Below are 19,288 nucleotides of genomic sequence, written 5' to 3'. Positions count from 1 at the left end.
CTAAACTGAACAGTAAAAAAGCCACTTGTACACCGCCAACAGTAGATCTAGGCTCTTATAAACGCCTTGTGTATAAAAAACAAACACACAAAATTATTTTTTCTCGTATAATGCATGGCTATTTCCAGCCAATTGTTTTGTTAGTTTTATGCAAAGAGCCAAGTTAGAATTGCCAAATAAGGCAGATAAATTATTGCTACACTCGTGCTGTGCACCTTGCTCAGGCGAAGTTATGGAAGCAATTATCGCATCTGGTATTGATTTCTCAATCTTTTTTTATAATCCAAACATTCACCCTGTAAAAGAATATTTGATTCGTAAAGAAGAAAACATTCGCTTTGCAGAAAAACACAATATTCCATTTATTGACTGTGATTATGACACAGACAATTGGTTTGAACGTGCTAAAGGCATGGAAGATGAACCCGAACGAGGCATTCGTTGCACCATGTGTTTTGACATGCGTTTTGAGCGGACTGCCCTCTATGCACATGAGCATGGCTTTTCAGTAATTTCAAGTTCGCTAGGGATTTCTCGCTGGAAAGACATGAAACAAATTAACGGCTGTGGCGAACGTGCAGCATCTCACTACCCTAACATGACTTATTGGGACTACAACTGGCGTAAAGGTGGTGGTTCTAGTCGTATGATTGAGATTAGTAAGCGTGAAGAGTTTTATCAGCAAGAATACTGTGGCTGTGTGTATTCATTACGCGATACCAACCGCTTTCGTAAAAGCCAAGGTCGTGAACGCATTAAACTTGGTGTGAAATTTTACTCTGCCATGAGTGATGACCAATAAGCCGATCCTAAAAAAAGCCCATTATGGGCTTTTTTTATACGTCATGATTTCCAAATACGATTGAACACGGCATGCCAATTTTTATAACAGATATTTTCAATGCGTGTATCTCTATAGCCATAATCAGACAAGGCATCAATCAATCGTGGGAAATAATCTATAGATGGCCAATGAGCAGACATAAAACCACCATCGTAATCTGAGCCAAAAGCAACACCTTGCTCACCCACATACTCAAGCAAGTAGTCTAAGTGTGCAAACATGACTTCATACGGCGTATCTTTGTTACGCTTGCCATCTGATCGTAAAAAGGCCGTATCAAAATTCACACCAACTACACCACCGCTGGCTTTAACTGCAATTAATTGTGTGTCGAGCAAATTTCGAGCTTGTGGGCAAATGGCATGTACATTAGAGTGTGTGGCAACGATTGGCTGTGTTAAACATTGCTGTGTCTGCCAAAACGCCTGCTCGTTCATATGCGATACATCAACAAGCATTGACCGTTCTTCACATGCTAATACCCATGTTTGACCAAGCTCAGTTAAGCCTAACCCTGTATTGGGTGAATGTGGAAACTTGGCCTGTAAGCCGTGCCCAAACTGCGAAGGCTGATTCCAAACCAAGCCAACACTCCGTAAGCCCAACGCATGCCATGCATCGAGTTGGCTCAATTCAGTGAGTGCTTCAGCACCTTCTAAATGCAATACCATTGCTAAACACTGCTGTTGCATACATGCATTAATATCTGCTACGCTCCGACAAATTTTCACTTGCCCCTGAGACCTATACTCTATTTGCTGGGCATATTCAAACTGAGCCATACAAATATCATAACGTTGCATGGTGGTATAATCGGTTTGATGGTCTGCATAATGTACAATTTTATGCGGTGCATTGGCTTTTACATAGTCAAATGGCGGTACAAATATGGCAAATAAACCGCCAAACACACGCCCCTGCTGGCAACGGTGTAAATCTATTTGTCCATCTAAAGTCTCATGTAAAAACGCACCCACAGGGTCTTTATGCGATGATAGCCACAAGCGTGCCAATAAATCATTATGACCATCAAAAACCATACGCCACCACTACCTAACCCTTAGACACTAAAATCATCTTAGAGTTCTTTTTGTTTCTAAAGGTCAACTCAGATAAAGCCAACTGTTTTTCACTGTCTTTACGCGCTTGAACAATCATATGATGATGCTCTGACTTAGAACAAACAGGGTCTGTATTGGCAGCATCACCTGTCAGCATAAAGGCTTGGCAACGACACCCACCAAAGTCTTTTTTCTTATCAGGACAACTTCTACACGGCTCTGGCATCCATGAGTCGCCCCTAAAGTGGTTAAATCCTGTCGATTTATACCAAATATCAGACAATGGCTGGTCTTTCACATTTGGAAAGTGCATTGGAAGCTGTCTAGCAGCATGACATGGTAATGCCGTACCATCAGGTGTAATGGTTAAGAAAATACTTCCCCAACCATTCATACACGCTTTCGGTCGCTCTTCATAATAGTCAGGTACCACAAAGATGAGCTTACACGGGTTATTGGCAGCTTTAAGCTTAGCACGGTACTCGTTGGTTATCCGTTCTGCTCGTTCAAGCTGTGCTTTAGTTGGTAGCAAACCTTGACGGTTTAAATAGGCCCAACCATAAAACTGACAAATTGCAAGCTCAACGGTATCTGCTTCAAGTTCAATACACAGCTGAATAATTTCTTCAATCTGGTCAATATTATGCCGATGAATCACAAAATTGAGTACCATTGGGTATTCATATTTTTTGACTAACTTAGCAATTTGCTTTTTCTTTTCAAACGCTTTTTTAGAACCAGCTAACATGTCGTTAATAACAGGATCGCTGGCCTGAAAGCTCACTTGAATATGATCAAGTCCTGCTTGCTGAAATTGTGCAATTTTCTCTTCATTGAGCCCCAACCCAGAGGTAATGAGATTGGTGTAGAAACCCAAATCATGTGCATATTTAATCAGTTGTGGAAGATCTTGGCGAACCAAAGGCTCACCACCCGAAAAGCCAAGCTGTACTGCACCCATTTGCCGTGCATCTTTAAACACATCAAACCACTGCGCTGTGGTGAGCTCATTTTGCATCGATGCAAACTCTAACGGATTAGAGCAATAAGGGCATTGTAATGGGCAACGATAGGTCAGCTCGGCAAGTAACCATAAAGGTAAACCGACTTCAGCCATGAGAGAGTTTAATCCAGTTTTCTTTTTCTGCCACCAACATATAATCTGTCACATCTTTATCAATTTCAGAGATGTCGCCAAACTGCTGTTTTAATTGCAAAATAATCTCAGCCACTGAGCGCTTGCCATCGATATGTTGTGCAATTGCAGAGGCTGTTTCATTGAGTTTGATCATCCCCTCAGGATATAAAATAATATATGCCTGTTGCGATGGCTCGTACTGGAAACGATAGCCTCGTTGCCATACGGGCACAATAGTGGTGTCGAATTGGCTCATTTAAATAATCCTTTATGCCATACAGCTTGATCCGTCACGCTGTGATATGGAGGTTGTTGATGCACATAAGCAAGTGTCAATGCATCAAGTATAGACCATAGTATGTCAAGTTTAAACTGTAGAATCTCTAGCATGCGTTGTTGAGACTCATAAGTCGTGAATGAGTCTAAAGTAATGGTTAGACCATGCTCTACATCACGGCGTGCTTGACTGAGCCGAGAACGGAAATAATCATAACCTTGCTCGCTAATCCACGGATAATGTTTTGGCCATGAATCTAAACGTGACTGATGAATTTGCGGTGCAAATAATTCTGTAAGTGAACTACTTGCAGCCTCTCTCCACGTGGTTCTACGTGCAAAGTTAACATATGCATCGACTGCAAAACGTACCGCAGGCAATACTAACTCTTCAGAAATGACTTGTTCACGAGTCAGCCCAACAGCTTCAGCCAAACGTAACCATGCTTCACGCCCACCCCCATCTGGATATTCACCATCTTGGTCAATCATACGTTGAATCCAAGATTGACGCACACGTTGATCAGGACAGTTTGCCATAATGGCAGCGTCTTTGAGTGGAATATTAATTTGGTAATAATAACGGTTCGCTACCCATGCTTGTAGCTGTTGTTGCGTGGCCTTTCCTTCATACATCATCACATGAAATGGGTGATAAATATGATAATACTGCCCTTTTGCCATAATGGCGGCTTTAAAATCTTCTAGGCTTAAGGCCTTGTTCGAATCACTCATGCGATATATATCCTTATATTACAGCTCAATTTGCATGCCATCAAAAGCCACTTCAACGTCATGGTTTTTTAAGGTTGCAAACTGGCTAGAGTCTTCGTCTAAGATCGGATTGGTATTGTTAATATGTATGTATATTTTACGTGGTTTTTGCAGTTGGTCTAAATAAGACAACGACCCACCGTCACCATGTATATACAGATGCCCCATGTCTTTGCCTGTTTTTGTTCCCACGCCACGACTTTGCATTTCATCGTCACTCCACAGCGTGCCATCTATCATCACACAATCAGACTCAGCCATAATTTGCATAATTTGGTCATCAATTTTGCCAAGACCCGGTGCATAAAACAGCTGTTTTTGTGTACGACGATCTTTTACAATCATGGCAATATTATCACCATCATGTGGGTCGTTTCTGTGTGGTGAATATGGTGGTGCAGCACTGCGTATGATCAGCGGTGTAAATTCAAGATCTGCAATATTTGGAATCGTGAATGAGGCTGTAGGGTCAATTTTTTGATGCTGTAAACCACCATTCCAATGCGTTAGCATATTAAATAGCGGAAAACCTGTACTTAAATCTTGATGTACCATTTCTGTACACCATACATCGATTGGGCAACCTTCTCGTAAGGTTAATAGTCCTGTGGTATGGTCCACTTGACTGTCCATCAACACCACACTGTGTATGCCCGTATCTCTTAATGCACGTGCAGGCTGGGCAGCTTTAAAGTCAAAAAGTTGCTGACGAATATCTGGCGATGCATTAAACAATACCCAATCTATGCCATCTACAGACACGGCAATAGACGATTGAGTACGTGTTTTGGCATTAAGCGTACCATTACGCACACCTGCACAGTTTTCACAGTTACAATTCCATTGTGGAAATCCGCCACCTGCGGCAGAACCTAAAACATAAATATACATAATTCACCACTGTTTTAAATGAATAAGCCCCAGAAAATCTAGGGCTTATATGTACTACATTGAAAATTAACGGTGTTCAAAATACATCGTTACTTCAAAGCCAATACGTAAATCAGTGTATGCAGGTTTAGTCCATTGCATGTTAAATACTCCATTTGAATCCGTGCATGTATTGGCACGTATATTTACATTGAGCTTTAATTATAACGAAAAAATCAAAAAACGGTAGCCCAAATACCCAAAATCATGTCTTTTCTAAATGACTAAAATCATCTTCATGTTGTATTTTAAATACAGTGGTTTCAAAATATAAAGGATGATTCTTATAAAACAATCTACTTCTATATATTTAACAAGTAACGACAACAACACCCTTATTTCTATAAATACGTGAACCAAGTCTATGAAAACACCGCTGATTCAGTCAAAAAAACTAAGTGACTTAAATTGCTGTAACGTTTGGCTAAAAATGGAATCTTCAAATGTTACAGGATCTTTTAAAGAAAGAAGTATTGGCCATGCTTGTGCACAATATGCACAGCAAGGGGCAAAAAAATTTATTAGCTCATCTGGTGGCAACGCAGGAGTTTCTGTTGCATATATGGGGAATCAACTACAAATTCCTGTCATTATTATTGTTCCTAAAACAACTTCTCAAACAGCCATTGATTTAATGCGAAAAGAAAATGCTGAAGTGATTGTACATGGCGACTCATGGCTTGAAGCAAATGACTTGGCATTATCTTATGTCAGTTCAGACAATATTTATATTCACCCCTTTGATCACCCATACTTATGGGATGGCGTATCACAAATGATTAAAGAAGTGCTTGATGCAGGTGTTACACCAGATGCAGTTGTTTTATCTGTGGGTGGTGGAAGCCTACTTTCAGGGGTACAACAAGGTTTAACAACTCATGGGCTAAAGATTCCAATTTATGCAGTTGAAACTGAAGGAACAGCATCTTTAAACACAGCAATACAGAAAAAACAACATATTAAATTAGATGAAGTCACAGGCATTGCCACAACGCTTGCAGCCAAACAGGTCTGTAAAAATGCCTTTGATATTTCACAGCAAGAAAATATTGTTGGATTAACCGTGTCTGACAAAGAGGCTTTACAGGCTTGCTTTGAGTTTTTAAATGACCATAGAACCTTAGTTGAGCCTGCATGTGGTGCAACACTGTCTGTTTTATACGATAAGAAACTAAGCTTTTCTGCCACATCAAATGTATTAGTAATTGTCTGTGGCGGTGCTTCTGTCACGTTAAACCAGTTACTCAACTACGCCAAAGACTTATCTTTAAATCAGTAGTCGATTTAGATAACACCTCATTAGACTTCTTAAGCAATCACATCTTTGCATAAGAAGTCTAAAATAAACAACATTATTTATGGCATGTTGCCTGTTGTAAGCCAGTATTTTTTGATTTCATTTTGAGTGAGCTCATCATAATTCCAAGTAAAATAAAGATTGCTCCCATAATAATATTTATGGTTAACATCTCATGCCATACCATGGCACCAAAGAACAAACTTAAAATGGGTATACACATGATTGAAATCGATGCAATAAAAGTATCTACTTGGCTCACAATCCAATTCCATAGTGCAAATGCAAAACCTGTTCCCACAATTGCAACATACAGTAAAACAGATTCATTTAATGGATACAGCCATACACCGAGTTGTACTGACTCAAATTTCAATGCACAGATAAACATGACAATACCACCCATGAGAAACTGCCATATTGTGAGTTTAATTTTGTCATACGTTGCAAAGTACTTTTTAATATAAATGGTTGATATGGCCCAAAATAAACCAGATACAATTAAAAGTGCTTGCCCAAGAAGCGATACATTCAGTTTAAGATGATGTAGTTGAGGCCAAAGGATTGCTATCAGCCCTAATGCACCCAAAATTAATCCAAATACTTTTTGACGGCTCAAGTGTTCATTTAAAAAGTAATGTGCTAAAACCGCAATAAAAATGGGCATCGTAAAGACCAAAACAGCAGACAGACCAGAGTCAACAAATTGCATTGCAAATGTTTGCGTCGCATAAAAACCAAAACAGACTAAAACACTCAGTACAATTAAACGTGGCCATTCATGGTATTTAGGTAAAATCGATTTTTTTAAAACACATTGAACGAGCATTAATGTAAAACCCGCTAAAATCAAACGGACTGAAATAAATAAAAATGGCGGAAATACATGTAGGCTATGCTTAACAAGCCCCCATAGAGAGCCCCAGATTAAGCATAAAAGTGTAATTGCACTAATGACCCGCATATTCATAACACTTCACTCAACAATTATAAATTGATTTGATTTTAAAAAATAAATAACATCATGAATAATGCTATGTTTTAATGTATACATCATTTTTTTTAATACCAACTTAAAAATCAGAGCACATAAGGGCAATACAATGAATATTGACATCAGTGATATTAAGTCTTTTATTACCGTTGCTGAGTTAAAAAGTATTACTGCAGCCGCACACAAATTAAATTATTTACAATCAAATATGACTGCAAAAATAAAAAAGATTGAAAACCACTATAAAAAACAGCTTTTTATTAGAAAACCCAAAGGCGTTGATCTGACAGAATCAGGTGTAGACTTATATAAACAGTACAAAAAAATGATGTTTACCTGGGAGGAAACTGAAAACAAAATTTATCAGCAAGAGCACAGCTTACGTTTTGGTACAAATACTAGTCTAGGAAGCATGCGTTTTTATCAGCCATTTCAACAACTCTATACGGCGTATTCTGACCTTTCTGTCAGCATTAAAACAGGCTCAACTAGCTATATTGAAGATGAAATTTTGGCAGGTCATTTAGATATTGGTTATGTACTTGGCTATCCATCACAAAAAAACCTTCAGTATATTCACAAAGCAAATGACCAATTGGTGGTCATTGGAAAAAACTTAATGAACCATCAGCGCCTAGAGGATGGATTACATCAGCAAAATATTTTATTGGCTTCAGAAGCCTGTTGCTATGCCACAACGTTAAATCATATTTATACAGATCATCAAATTTCTAAAGGGGAATTAACGCATATTTATGATCATGAAGCTTTAATACAATTTACCCAATTGGGTATGGGGGTTTCTATGATTGCCAAGTCCTTGGTCAAAAAATTTAATATTCAATATTATAGAGAAACGCCCGAAAAGTACCGAGATATTGGTTTATATTTAATCGCTCGAGCTGAACACCAATTTACTCCAATTGAAAGACAATTTATTGGTTTAAGCGATGCCCTTGAAAAAATCTAAGTCTTTTTATAAACAAGGAAAACGCGTATTAGACAACCCACTACTTTATTTACACAGCATTGCAATAAATAAAGCAGTGGTACATCACTAAAGACCGCTTATATTAGGCATGACGGCTTAAACGTTCAGTCAATAGCTCAAAGAAACCATCGCGGTCAATATGATTTAAAAAGTATGCATTAGAATCTCGGCTTGTTACACCCCACCAATCTGCAACTGTTGCACCTGCTGTCAATGGACTATCTGCTTCAATTTCAACATTAATTTTGCGACCTGAGAACAAATCTGGACGCAACAAGTAACCAATCACACAAGGGTCATGTAATGGTGCACCCTCTGAACCATATTTTTCTTTATCATAACGTTCAAAAAAGTCAGTCCAAGCGGCAACAGCCTCACCCACATTTGTATTCATCGCACGTAGGTCTTTAATCCACTGTGCATTGGTCATGGCTTTATGAGTCACATCGAGTGGGATTACGGTTAAATCAATACCCGCACCAAACACCACTTTAGCTGCATCTGGGTCTACAAACATATTAAACTCAGCAGATGGCGTAATATTACCCCCTTCAAAGAAACCACCGCCCATCAATACAATATTTTTAATGCGTGAAGCAATATCAGGGGCTTTCATGAGTGCATGTGCAATATTGGTCATTGGCCCAAGCGTACATAATGTAATACTTTTTTCAGGCTCTGAACGGAAAGTTTCAATTAAAAAGTCAACTGCATGCTGTTCTTGTAGTGGCATCGTTGGTTCAGGCAACTCTATACCATCTAGACCTGTTTTACCGTGTACATTTTCCGCAGTCACAAGTGGTTTTTTCAGTGGCTTATCACTGCCTGCAAAGACTTTAATATCTGTACGTTTGGCTAACTCACAAATCATACGTGCATTACGTTGTGTTAATGCTAAAGGCACATTACCCGCAACGGTAGTAAGCGCCAAAATATCAAGTTCTGGACTTGCCAGTGCCAATAAAATGGCTACGCCGTCATCTTGGCCTGGGTCTGTATCAATAATGATTTTTTGTGGATGAAGTGACATAAAATACCTTTTATACAATCCTAAAATTTACAAATAACATGGCGTTTCTTAGACAAGAACTTTACCGTCTTGAATCACCTTTAACTCTTGCATACGTTCTGTATGATATTGACCCGCAGTATATCTTTTTGACAATACCACATCAGGGCGAGGCTGTAGAAAAAATGGCATTGAAATCCGCTCAAGCTCTACATCATTTTTATGCTTAATCACCCGATGTGTCGTTGATGGGTAATAGCCTTGTGAAGCCTCTTGCAACATATCACCAATATTAATAATCAAAGAGTTTGGCTCTACAGGAATATCAAGCCACTCCCCTGCTTTATTTTTAACTTGTAAGCCTTTGGCAGTAGCAGCAGGTAAAATGGTAATTAAATTAATATCTTCGTGTGCAGCTGCACGTACGTAGTCTTGGGTTGAAGCAATAGGGGTATAACGTAAAATACGTAATAAACTTTCTGAGCCTTCAATCATATTGGGGAGCGGTTCACTATAAAGCTGCTGAACATCTACAGGAGATTGTTGCTGAATCCAACCAAGTAATTGTTTGGCTAAATCATGTGCCTGATCGTAATAGCACAATGCATTGTTGGATACCTCTAATGGGTAAACACCTGTTTTAAAAATATGAAAAAACTCTTTCGGGTCTTTTTTTGTTTCACCTTTGGCCGTTTCAGACAATGCTGTAGAAAATAAGCCCCCTTTTTTATGGGAAGAAACAAGGTAGTTTTTTTTATGTTCTGAGCGAAAAAAAACAAGCCACTCGTCATATATGGCTTGGATTTGTGACCAGTCTAGTGGGTGATTAATTAACACTGCAAAACCACTGTCTTTCAGCGATTGTGTAAATTTTATCTTCGCATCTGGGCTTTGGTAGTCTACGGTTGCAATATACATGTACTACTCCTGTTATAAGGTAGGTGACCAAAATCATGATACACCTACCATAACAATATCAGACCAATTTATAGTGCAAAAGAAAGGCAAAGACCTGCAATAGTTGCACTCATAAGGTTAGACAGTGTTGCTGCCAACAATGCACGAAAAGCAAGTTTAGATAAAACAGGGCTTAAACTTGGTTCAACCACACTAAATGCACCAACAACAATACCAATAGAGCTAAAGTTAGCAAAACCACATAGACCAAAAGAAATAATCGCAGCGGCATGTGGTGAAATTGTATGATCTGCTAAATGTGGTGCTAAACCAAGGTAAGCAACAAACTCATTGATTGCAAGTTTTTGCCCCAAGAGTGACCCTGCAAGTGATGCATCATTCCACTCAACGCCCATTAGATATGCCAATGGTGACAAGATATAGCCAAAAATAGAGTTAATTGATAAACCAGAAAAGCCAAATACGCCACCTAGTCCGCCAACTAAACCATTGAGTAATGCCAATAAGCCAACAAAGACCATCACGACAGTACCAACCCCTGCCGCAATTTTTAGACCCAACATTGAACCGCTCGCCGCTGCTTCAATAATATTGGCAGGTTTTTGATGACCAAAAGTCAGCTCTTTTACTTCAACTTGTGTTTCTTCAGTTGCAGGACTCAGTAAACGTGCAAATAAAATACCCCCTGGAATTGCCATAATAGATGCTGCCAGTAAGTACTCTAACGGTACACCCATACCTGCATAGCCAACCAATACCGAACCTGAAACTGCAGCCATACCACTACACATTACAGTAAACAACTCATTTTTATTCATTTTTAATAAAAATGGACGCAGTGCAGCAGGCAGTTCATTTTGACCAATAAAAATAGTAGTTACCGCAGCAAAAGATTCAACTTTACTAATATTTAATATTTTTTGAAATGCACCACCTAAAATACGAATGAGAAAACCCATAATTTTGAGATAGTACAAAATTGAAATCAGTGCAGTTACAAATACAATGGTTGGTAACACTTTAAAAGCAAAAATAAAGCCTGCACCATTAAATACAGTGTTCATTTGTGGGCCAACTAACGCACCAAATAAAAAGCTACTCCCCGCATCTGCATAACCAATGACTTTATTGAAACCAATCGCCAATTGTTCAAATAAATATTTGCCCATAGGTACATATAAAATTAAAATACCCAATGCAAACTGCAACCCCAATGCGGGTAAAATGGTACGCAATTTAATCATACGTTTATTATTTGAAAAGATATAGCCAATAAGTAGTAAAACTAATATTCCAATTAAGCCACGGTATTCAGACATATTTTTCTCTCCGTAACATAGCCCCCTGTACTGGCTTATTCTTTAAGCCCAAAGAAACAGTTATGCTACAATATTTAAATTAAACAATAATAAGTGGTGTAAAAATTAAACATCTTTTTTCTGAGTAAAAACCAGATGTTTAATTTAAGCAATAATTAAGCCAAAATATAAGCACAACACCCATAAAAAAGAAGTAATTAAAATTAAGTCCTATAAAAACAGTGACTTAATTTTAATTACTTCTTAAGGAAAAACAATTTAGCAAATTTAGGTAAAAATATCGACTATTTTTAACAAATCTCACTTTACTCGTTCAGCTTTTACACATATTTAGCGTCATACTTTGGGCACTGCTCAGTTGTTCAACAATTTCAAAGAAAAATAAAATCAGATGCATTTCAAACAGTGAACAAGCGATTGAAAAAAGGTATCATTCCCATCAAATGAACTCAGATTAAGTAATTCATGAACACTTACCTAAGAAAAAAGCTCGTTGTCCTTGGCAGTATTAATGCAGATCATATACTCAGATTAGAGCATTTTCCACACCCAGGGCAAACACTACATGGTAATGCTTACCAAGTTGCATTTGGTGGGAAAGGTGCAAATCAAGCTGTCGCTGCAGGTCGCAGTGGTGCAGATACACACTTTATTGCCTGCGTAGGTGAGGATGAGATTGGTACTTCCATCAAAGCCCAGCTCGAAAAAGATCAGGTCAATACACAAGCTGTTTCTGCAGTAAATGGGGAGACGACAGGTGTGGCCCTTATTTTTGTCAATGCTTTAGCCGAAAACTGTATTGGTATTTGCTCAGGTGCCAATGCCAAATTGTCTCCAAAGTACGTTCAAGACCATCAAGCCCTGATTACCTCTGCAGATGCTTTATTGGTTCAACTTGAAACACCAATAGATAGCATTATAGAAGCCTGTAAAATCGCACAACAAGAAAATGTAAAAGTCATTCTAAACCCTGCACCTGCCCGTGAGCTACCTGAAGAGTTACTGCGACTAGTTGATATTATCACTCCAAATGAAACCGAAGCGCTGAGTTTAACCGGTAAAATTATTCACAACGAAAGTGATGCTGCAGAAGCTGCCCATATTTTACATAGCAAAGGCATAAAAACTGTTGTTATTACCATGGGGTCACGTGGTGTTTGGCTCAGCGAAGAAAACCAAGGGCAACTCATCTCGGGCTTTAAGGTCAATGCGATTGATACCATTGCAGCAGGCGATACATTTAATGGTGCATTTATGACAGCACTATTAGAAAATAAAACACCTGCCGAAGCAGCTCAATTCGCCAATGCTGCAGCAGCCATTGCCGTCACTCGAAAAGGAGCTCAACCCTCTGTACCTTGGCGCACAGAAATTGATGCTTTTTTGGCACAAAATAAATAAAAAAAAAGGGTGTGTTGTAAAACGCACCCTTTTTTTTATGATTTATTCAGTAAAGTCAGCAAAACTAAGGAATAAACTTAATGTCTGTTGGCTGCCCAATTTGTAGTGCAATACGCGTTGACTTTAATGCACCTGTAGTTTTGTTTCGTTTAAATTCACTCACCGTATGAGAGTTTACATTTGAGACAATTAAGTAGTTACCCGATGGATCAATAGAAAAAGCTCTAGGTTCTAATCCACTACTTGAATAACGTCCTACAAGTGCCAATTGCCCAGTGCTTTGATCCACTTTATAAGCAACAATTTCGTTGATTTCTTTACGGTTACCTACATATAAAAACTGTTGATCTGGAGAAAAAGCCAAACCTGATGCACTTTTATGTGACTCATGACCTGTTTCAGAAAGTGCAACGCGCTGAACTTCAACCAGCTTATTATTTTTATCTGCAAATACAGTCACTTCAGCAGACATTTCGCTCGTTACATATGCAAATTTGCCATTATCTGAAAACACCAAATGTCTTGGGCCACTGCCTTTAGGAAAAACTAAGTCTTTGGCTTTATTGGCTTTCAATGGTTCTTTTTTAGTCGGTTGATAATCATATGCTTTTACGACATCTGCACCTAAATCTGCTGCATATACTGTTTTACCATCTGGAGAGAACGTCACCGAGTGTGCATGACCAGACTTTTGACGGCCTGCAACCACATTACTTCCCTCTAAATATGGAATATTTTGTACAGCTTCGCCCAACTCACCGTTGGCCAAAATAGGAAGTACCACCACACCAGAATTCTTCGGCTCAACAGAGTAATTCGCCACTAATAAGTATTTTCCATCTGGGGACAGTGTTGAATGGGTTGGATGATCGCCTAAACTACTTACATCATTTAATTTTTTTAGCTCACCATTGGCATCAACGGCAAGGGCTGTCACACGCCCTTTTTCCATTTCATTGGTCACATATGCAAAGCGATGATCTTTTGAAAATGTAATCCAAGATGGGTGTGGTACTTTCAGCTCACTAATTGGCAGTAAACTTCCATCTTGATTCAGTTGTACTGTATACAGCCCCTCACTTGCAATGTGTGATGAAACTTTAGAGCCCTCTGGTAGACCAGTCCATGTGCCTACTAAGAATTTTTGCCCTTGTTGAACCATACTGTTGTTCTCCGCAAACGATGTTGTGCCTGTTAACAATGGCACAGATAAACTTAATGCAATAAATAACTTACTTAATGGCTTCATACACTACCTGACAATTATAAAAGACGATATTTTGGTTTTTTAAATACGTGAGCTACTTATGGCGTAGACTTAAAGTATTCTTAAAATCATAGTTTTTTATCGACCATCACACAAGTAGATATATACATAAGAATGTAACTCTTTTGTGACAAATGCGTGTTATTTATTGTCATAAAAAAACCATCAAAATTGATGGTTTTTTAAGTACTTATGGTGTCTGAGCTAAACATTGCTCATTACGACCTTTGGAGAAATCATCCATGGCTTGCTCTTTTTTCTGCATTTGCTCATAAATGGGTATGTTATATGCTTCATCAATGAGGCTAATTAAATACTTTTGCGCATGAGGCTGCTGAACTTTTTTAACATGTTCTAAAGCCGCATCTTTAGTAATGTCCTGTTGACGGTCAGTCATGATATTAAAAGCCGCACCTTTAGCAGATTTACAAAAACCTTCCCATGCTTCTTTATCACTCAGAACTTTTTTCTGACCACAACCAATAAGGCTTAAAGCAACCAAGCCAAGTAAAAATACTTTTTTCATTACTACTCCAAAATTTACCGCTTTGTCGCCCAATCAAAAACGCCAGTTGTAGAAGATATCTACAGCACGTTCAACAGATTCACTGGCTTCTAAATATAAGCGTTTGTTTATTTGATATCTTAAGGTTAATTTATTTACTGCTGTAAATACACCCACACCATATCTTAAATATAAGTCTGGGGTAATATACCCTGTGACGCTCACTTGTGTGTCATCACCTGTGCCTTGTGCGTCTAAAGCTAAACCACTTAAACCAAAAGCGTGGCCTATTTGATTAGTGAAAGCACGTGTTCCACCTAAACCTAAACTAATACCCGCTGCAGCAAGTGTATTATTCACATCCGACTTAAAGCCTTCTGTTTGACTTAAACTACTACTCCCTTGGTTAATTCGTCCTGTAAGTAATGCGTTAAGTGCTTCTTGTTCAGACAACCCACCATCGTTATAAATCTGAATATTTGGGGTTGTTGCAGTACCTGTAATACGCACACCAAGTGTGGTATTCGATATTTTTTTCGTAGTGTCTATATCTAAAGTTGGATTCGCAAGTGGCCCATTAAATCGAGCAATCGCACGGTTTAAGTCTAAGGTTTGCCCGTAAGACTCAATTTTAACTTTTTGGCTGACGCCAATCGCACCATTTGCACTCATGGCTGTTTCTAAACCACGTTGTGATAAGTACAGTCGACCTGTAAGTGGAATACGACTATTAAAGCCTTGGAAAATCACTCGATCACCCAAAGAAAAGTCAATATCTGCTTGCACATTCCACGGCTTAGCCGCTTTAAGTACGGCAATCAAGTCTTCACCACCACGTACAACACGGGCATCTGATGACACATTAATCACATCTGGGCTTGTTTCAGGCATATTAATAATCGCACGTGGCACTTCAATATTACCTTTCACCGTCACACTACGTTGGTTTGGATATAAATCCACATTCATGACTGTGTTGACCAGTGCCGTGATTAATGGTGCTTGTTTCACCAATAAATTTTCACCCTGTACTTTCAGCTGTATATGCGGGTCATTACGCCAAGACACTAGACCATCTATTTTACCTACGCCAGGCCCACTATTAAATATGCCCATAATGGTAGCCTGATCTTGACGTATCGCAGAATACATTTGAATATTATTTAAGTTCACAGGCGTGGAGATCATGCTAATCAGACCATCTTTTAAGCGAAGATCACCTGTGACCAATGGCTTAGACACTGTACCATTAATTTTCGCAGCAAAATCTAACGTCCCACCAATACGGCGTGCATCGGGTATAAACGGCTTTAAGAACTGTAAATCTACTTGTGAAAATGCGGCTTCGCCCTGCATAGGCAATTGGTCTTTATAAGGGTCTATGGTCACACTGGCATAACCATTACCAATATTTTGTGTTTTAACATCAAATCTGACCTGCAAACCTTCTGCAACACTTCGTGCAAAAACACTGAGTTGTTGATAGCTCGTAGTGGTTGCCGCATCGTCTGGGTCATCTGAGGTTATACCTATACGGCCATTTTGTGCAGTAATTTTTGCATCTAAATGTGGGGCTTTACCTTGTTCCCAATTGGCTTTTGCATAACCATTCAACTCGCCTGTCATAGCCAAACCATCTGGCATAAAAGCGGCAAAGTCGCTAAGATTTAAACGGTTTGCAATGAATGAAATATCACCTTGTTTTGGACTTGCCTGTATTGGTTTATCAAAACACAATTGGCTTTGGTTGCTCGCCCAACAGTGCTCACTAATATATAAATGTTGCGTGGCTGCTCTGTAGACTACATTGGCATTTTGTTGCTGTTTTAATGATGCTCTCAGTGAATCAAAATTCCCTTTTTGAATTTGCCCTAGCCAGTCATGATCTTGATTAAACCCACCACTGAGTTGCACATACAATTTAGAGTACTTATTCCAACCTTGTACGCTCACCAAATGTGCTTTAGGTGTACCTGAAATAGTCACGGCACCATATTGAATTTGCCGTTCGCCATAGTTTAGGCCATCAATTTCAGCTTGTAATTTGGTTGGTGTGGTTTCTGATGTAGGCAACTCTCCACGCAAGCGGATTTTTTCAACATTAAGCTGATCGCCAAAACCAAAACCATCTACATTTAAATTGGCAATGGCTTGAATGTTCGGTTGCGTTTGCACATTCACCACACCATAGGCACGCCCTCTTAATCCGTTATACACTCGGTTTAAATAAGGAGCATTTAATTTGACTTGTAGCTTTTGTGCATTCCCCGTAATCTGTGCTTGGTTACCCGCATAGGCTAAAAAGAAATCATTGGCTTCAAACTGTTGCGGAATCAGTGTATTGTCTTTGTTATTCATAACAAGGCTAAGCTTACCTTTGCCTCGTAATATTTGATTATTAATTGTCCCTGCTAAATTCAAATCATTAATACGAATATGTTGTGCATGATCTGCCCATACCCCTGTGGAGTTGACCACACCCGACACCTCACCACGAACATTGGATACAAAGTATTGTGGTTTGAATCGAATCAGCGATGTATTAATATCCCACGCCACGCCTTTTGTGAAATTCACTTTACCATTGGCTAATATTTTTCCTGCCACGCCATCATGCTGAAAACGATTAATCTCCACACTACTTGGCGTACCTGAAACTTTAAAACTCAACACACCATCAGCACCTTGATATTGGCTTGATGTCAATTTACCATCGTACACAACCCCATAGCCTTTTAACCCACCGCCATGTTTTTCATCATTCATTAAAACGGCTGTGGTACTTTTGCCTGTTAAGTGTACTATTTCTTTTTGCTGTGCCAATTGCCCAGTTAAGTCTATGCGATTTAACTCAATAAATTGGTCATTATTTTTTGCATAACCATTGGCATGTATTTCACCATTTAATACATCTAAAGGAGCACTAGCAGATACAGTTTGTGGATTAAAGTTTTTTACAAACAGTTGGGCTGTCCACTTTAATTGCTGTTTTTTTGTCGGTAAATCGACTTGGGCTTGACCAGTTAAACCGCCTTGTGGCGTGACGAGTTTGAGCTCACTCACATCTACATGGTCACCTTTTAACATGGCTTTCGTCTGATACAGCCCTTCAGGTAATACAGATTGTGCATGTTGAACAATTTTTGCAGATGCTGAAAGCTCAGTATTTTGATCGCTTAGGCGTATTGTTGCCTCGCCTTGCGGGCTATTCAGCCACCCCACCGATGGAAAACTGCGGTTCATATTCTGCCAGTTCACCAATACATTTAACGGCGGTGCTTTTTTAGGGTCTTGTTGTACTGCTTGATTAAGCTTAAGCTGAATTTTCTCATACTTATCAAAGTCAACGAATGCATTTAAATGCATACCTTGATCGAGTGACCCTGTTGCACCGAGTTTTCCATTCATGTTTGGTGGCAAATAGGCTTGTAGTTGTTGCGGAATAGATTTTTCAGTGGCCTTTAAGCCTTGAAGCGTACCTTTAATATCCCATGCGAGCGCTTTATCCCAATTTAAAACACCATTTAAATCAAGCGTTCCACCCATGAGTTGGCCTGTAAACTGCTTAATATTTAATTGATGCACATAGTCTACATTCAGCTCACTTTGATACTGCCCTTTAGGTACATCTACGCCTTGTAGATCTGTACTTAAATGGATATTCATTTCAGATGCAGTACCCTGTAGGCGGGCAATACCGGCTTCTGTAAATAGCTTTTGATCTGTGGCAATCGGCCAATGATATTGATTAAAATTTATCTGACCCTGCATGGGTACGTTATCTCGTACAGGGTGTATCAGCATACGCCCTGTGAGCAAATCAGGCGTATTTACTGCAAAACCTGTCGCCAAAGCATCTAACGTGCCTCGAACATCAACAAAAATATCTTTAATATTCATGGCATGAAGTGATGGCAAATCGACCTGAGCAGTCGCTTGTAATGGATATTTATGTTGAAAGTCCATCTGACCATTGGCCTGTTTTACAAGAACTTGGTCAAGTATGTTTAATGAGGTATTTTTAAAACTCAGCTTCGTCCCTTTCCATAGGGTATTGTTTAACTGAATATTTTTAATCTCTGTACTTGATGTCGTGGTTTTTAACTCAAGTTTATCTACATTTGCATGGTCTAAACGCAACGTCACTGGCATGTCTATGACTGCGAAATCAAATGGCGTATTTTTCGGTGGCTTTTTATTAATAATTTGCAATTCTTGGATATTGGCTTTGTAAAAATGGACTTCTTTATTGAAAATCGCACGCCAACCAATCACCACATTGGCATGCTTCATTTTAACGTCTAAATCCGTTAAATGAATATCTAAATTTTTTAGCATTAACCCCGACAAAAAGCTACCACTTTCATATTGATAACTCATCATACTTTGATTTTTCAACACCCGATCAAGTAAGAACTGACTGCCACGGTCTGTAGAAAACATAATCGCTAACGCAACAAACAGAACAATTAATGTGCCGAGAACTGACCAAAGAATACGCTTTAACCAACTACGTTGTGGTTGTTGTTGTGTGTTGTCTTCAAGCATTGTCATTGAGTACGTT

17 protein-coding genes are annotated in these 19,288 nt (G+C 38.9%); 4 read left to right on the top strand and 13 right to left on the bottom strand.

Going from position 1 to position 19,288, the window contains the following annotated elements; genetic code table 11:
• The first annotated feature begins 148 nt into the window (after nucleotides 1–148).
• Nucleotides 149–802, top strand: a complete 654-nt coding sequence (locus tag I2F31_RS02535) for an epoxyqueuosine reductase QueH (protein ID WP_195767949.1) — start codon at nucleotides 149–151, stop codon at nucleotides 800–802.
• Nucleotides 803–843: 41 nt separating this feature from the next.
• Here the strand turns inward: I2F31_RS02535 and I2F31_RS02530 are convergent, their stop codons facing one another.
• From I2F31_RS02530 to pqqA, 6 genes are all read right to left on the bottom strand, one after another.
• Nucleotides 844–1,884 carry a dipeptidase gene (locus tag I2F31_RS02530; RefSeq protein WP_195773399.1) on the bottom strand — a complete coding sequence of 347 codons (1,041 nt, stop codon included), beginning with the start codon at nucleotides 1,882–1,884 and terminating at the stop codon, nucleotides 844–846.
• Nucleotides 1,885–1,897: 13 nt separating this feature from the next.
• Nucleotides 1,898–3,022: a pyrroloquinoline quinone biosynthesis protein PqqE gene (gene pqqE, locus I2F31_RS02525; RefSeq protein WP_195767951.1), complete on the bottom strand. Its 1,125-nt coding sequence runs from the start codon at nucleotides 3,020–3,022 to the stop codon at nucleotides 1,898–1,900.
• Nucleotides 3,015–3,299 carry a pyrroloquinoline quinone biosynthesis peptide chaperone PqqD gene (pqqD, locus tag I2F31_RS02520; protein ID WP_195767952.1) on the bottom strand — a complete coding sequence of 95 codons (285 nt, stop codon included), beginning with the start codon at nucleotides 3,297–3,299 and terminating at the stop codon, nucleotides 3,015–3,017. Before pqqD ends, pqqE begins: the two co-directional genes overlap by 8 nt.
• On the bottom strand, nucleotides 3,296–4,054 hold the full coding sequence (pqqC, locus tag I2F31_RS02515; protein WP_195767953.1) for a pyrroloquinoline-quinone synthase PqqC: 759 nt from the start codon (nucleotides 4,052–4,054) through the stop codon (nucleotides 3,296–3,298). The genes pqqD and pqqC overlap by 4 nt, the downstream gene beginning before the upstream one ends.
• Before the next feature lie 18 nt (nucleotides 4,055–4,072).
• A complete protein-coding gene (gene pqqB / locus I2F31_RS02510) occupies nucleotides 4,073–4,984 on the bottom strand; it encodes a pyrroloquinoline quinone biosynthesis protein PqqB (RefSeq protein WP_195767954.1) in 912 nt (303 codons plus the stop codon).
• Between the two features lie 66 nt (nucleotides 4,985–5,050).
• On the bottom strand, nucleotides 5,051–5,125 hold the full coding sequence (gene pqqA / locus I2F31_RS02505) for a pyrroloquinoline quinone precursor peptide PqqA (protein ID WP_081401732.1): 75 nt from the start codon (nucleotides 5,123–5,125) through the stop codon (nucleotides 5,051–5,053).
• 262 nt (nucleotides 5,126–5,387) lie between these two features.
• Between pqqA and I2F31_RS02500 the strand changes: the two genes are divergently transcribed.
• Nucleotides 5,388–6,302, top strand: a complete 915-nt coding sequence (locus I2F31_RS02500; RefSeq protein ID WP_195773398.1) for a pyridoxal-phosphate dependent enzyme — start codon at nucleotides 5,388–5,390, stop codon at nucleotides 6,300–6,302.
• 73 nt (nucleotides 6,303–6,375) lie between these two features.
• Here I2F31_RS02500 and I2F31_RS02495 read toward each other — a convergent pair whose 3' ends face one another.
• Nucleotides 6,376–7,290, bottom strand: a complete 915-nt coding sequence (locus I2F31_RS02495) for a DMT family transporter (protein ID WP_195767956.1) — start codon at nucleotides 7,288–7,290, stop codon at nucleotides 6,376–6,378.
• A gap of 133 nt (nucleotides 7,291–7,423) precedes the next feature.
• Between I2F31_RS02495 and I2F31_RS02490 the strand changes: the two genes are divergently transcribed.
• Nucleotides 7,424–8,284, top strand: coding sequence for a LysR family transcriptional regulator (locus I2F31_RS02490; protein ID WP_195767957.1), 861 nt, complete (start codon nucleotides 7,424–7,426; stop codon nucleotides 8,282–8,284).
• Nucleotides 8,285–8,387: 103 nt separating this feature from the next.
• Here I2F31_RS02490 and I2F31_RS02485 read toward each other — a convergent pair whose 3' ends face one another.
• The 3 genes from I2F31_RS02485 to I2F31_RS02475 form a co-directional block, all read right to left on the bottom strand.
• Nucleotides 8,388–9,335, bottom strand: coding sequence for a nucleoside hydrolase (locus tag I2F31_RS02485; protein WP_195773397.1), 948 nt, complete (start codon nucleotides 9,333–9,335; stop codon nucleotides 8,388–8,390).
• Nucleotides 9,336–9,383: 48 nt separating this feature from the next.
• Complete coding sequence (locus I2F31_RS02480) at nucleotides 9,384–10,232, bottom strand: isopenicillin N synthase family oxygenase (RefSeq protein WP_195767959.1); 849 nt, start codon at nucleotides 10,230–10,232, stop codon at nucleotides 9,384–9,386.
• Nucleotides 10,233–10,300: 68 nt separating this feature from the next.
• Nucleotides 10,301–11,551 (bottom strand): NupC/NupG family nucleoside CNT transporter, encoded by a 1,251-nt coding sequence (locus tag I2F31_RS02475; protein ID WP_195767960.1) that lies wholly within the window; start codon nucleotides 11,549–11,551, stop codon nucleotides 10,301–10,303.
• Nucleotides 11,552–12,016: 465 nt separating this feature from the next.
• On the opposite strand from I2F31_RS02475, the gene rbsK reads away from it, so the two are divergent.
• Nucleotides 12,017–12,952: a ribokinase gene (gene rbsK, locus I2F31_RS02470; protein ID WP_195773396.1), complete on the top strand. Its 936-nt coding sequence runs from the start codon at nucleotides 12,017–12,019 to the stop codon at nucleotides 12,950–12,952.
• Between the two features lie 64 nt (nucleotides 12,953–13,016).
• Here the strand turns inward: rbsK and I2F31_RS02465 are convergent, their stop codons facing one another.
• From I2F31_RS02465 to I2F31_RS02455, 3 genes are all read right to left on the bottom strand, one after another.
• Complete coding sequence (locus tag I2F31_RS02465) at nucleotides 13,017–14,201, bottom strand: lactonase family protein (RefSeq protein ID WP_195767962.1); 1,185 nt, start codon at nucleotides 14,199–14,201, stop codon at nucleotides 13,017–13,019.
• Between the two features lie 208 nt (nucleotides 14,202–14,409).
• A complete protein-coding gene (locus I2F31_RS02460; RefSeq protein ID WP_195767963.1) occupies nucleotides 14,410–14,745 on the bottom strand; it encodes a hypothetical protein in 336 nt (111 codons plus the stop codon).
• 33 nt (nucleotides 14,746–14,778) lie between these two features.
• Nucleotides 14,779–19,278: a translocation/assembly module TamB domain-containing protein gene (locus tag I2F31_RS02455; protein ID WP_195773395.1), complete on the bottom strand. Its 4,500-nt coding sequence runs from the start codon at nucleotides 19,276–19,278 to the stop codon at nucleotides 14,779–14,781.
• Nucleotides 19,279–19,288 lie beyond the last annotated feature (10 nt).

This window comes from Acinetobacter rathckeae, from assembly GCF_015627125.1.
GTDB lineage: Bacteria > Pseudomonadota > Gammaproteobacteria > Pseudomonadales > Moraxellaceae > Acinetobacter > Acinetobacter rathckeae.
Note: the sequence above shows the minus strand (reverse complement) of the source record. Positions and strands in the feature narration are given on the sequence as shown.

Bases quoted from the DNA above. Each gene is read 5' to 3' on its own strand.
- I2F31_RS02535 (WP_195767949.1), top strand. From the start codon at position 149: ATGCAAAGAGCCAAGTTAGAATTGCCAAATAAGGCAGATAAATTATTG.
- I2F31_RS02530 (WP_195773399.1), bottom strand. From the start codon at position 1,884: ATGGTTTTTGATGGTCATAATGATTTATTGGCACGCTTGTGGCTATCA.
- pqqE (WP_195767951.1), bottom strand. From the start codon at position 3,022: ATGGCTGAAGTCGGTTTACCTTTATGGTTACTTGCCGAGCTGACCTAT.
- pqqD (WP_195767952.1), bottom strand. From the start codon at position 3,299: ATGAGCCAATTCGACACCACTATTGTGCCCGTATGGCAACGAGGCTAT.
- pqqC (WP_195767953.1), bottom strand. From the start codon at position 4,054: ATGAGTGATTCGAACAAGGCCTTAAGCCTAGAAGATTTTAAAGCCGCC.
- pqqB (WP_195767954.1), bottom strand. From the start codon at position 4,984: ATGTATATTTATGTTTTAGGTTCTGCCGCAGGTGGCGGATTTCCACAA.
- I2F31_RS02500 (WP_195773398.1), top strand. From the start codon at position 5,388: ATGAAAACACCGCTGATTCAGTCAAAAAAACTAAGTGACTTAAATTGC.
- I2F31_RS02495 (WP_195767956.1), bottom strand. From the start codon at position 7,290: ATGAATATGCGGGTCATTAGTGCAATTACACTTTTATGCTTAATCTGG.
- I2F31_RS02490 (WP_195767957.1), top strand. From the start codon at position 7,424: ATGAATATTGACATCAGTGATATTAAGTCTTTTATTACCGTTGCTGAG.
- I2F31_RS02485 (WP_195773397.1), bottom strand. From the start codon at position 9,335: ATGTCACTTCATCCACAAAAAATCATTATTGATACAGACCCAGGCCAA.
- I2F31_RS02480 (WP_195767959.1), bottom strand. From the start codon at position 10,232: ATGTATATTGCAACCGTAGACTACCAAAGCCCAGATGCGAAGATAAAA.
- I2F31_RS02475 (WP_195767960.1), bottom strand. From the start codon at position 11,551: ATGTCTGAATACCGTGGCTTAATTGGAATATTAGTTTTACTACTTATT.
- rbsK (WP_195773396.1), top strand. From the start codon at position 12,017: ATGAACACTTACCTAAGAAAAAAGCTCGTTGTCCTTGGCAGTATTAAT.
- I2F31_RS02465 (WP_195767962.1), bottom strand. From the start codon at position 14,201: ATGAAGCCATTAAGTAAGTTATTTATTGCATTAAGTTTATCTGTGCCA.
- I2F31_RS02460 (WP_195767963.1), bottom strand. From the start codon at position 14,745: ATGAAAAAAGTATTTTTACTTGGCTTGGTTGCTTTAAGCCTTATTGGT.
- I2F31_RS02455 (WP_195773395.1), bottom strand. From the start codon at position 19,278: ATGACAATGCTTGAAGACAACACACAACAACAACCACAACGTAGTTGG.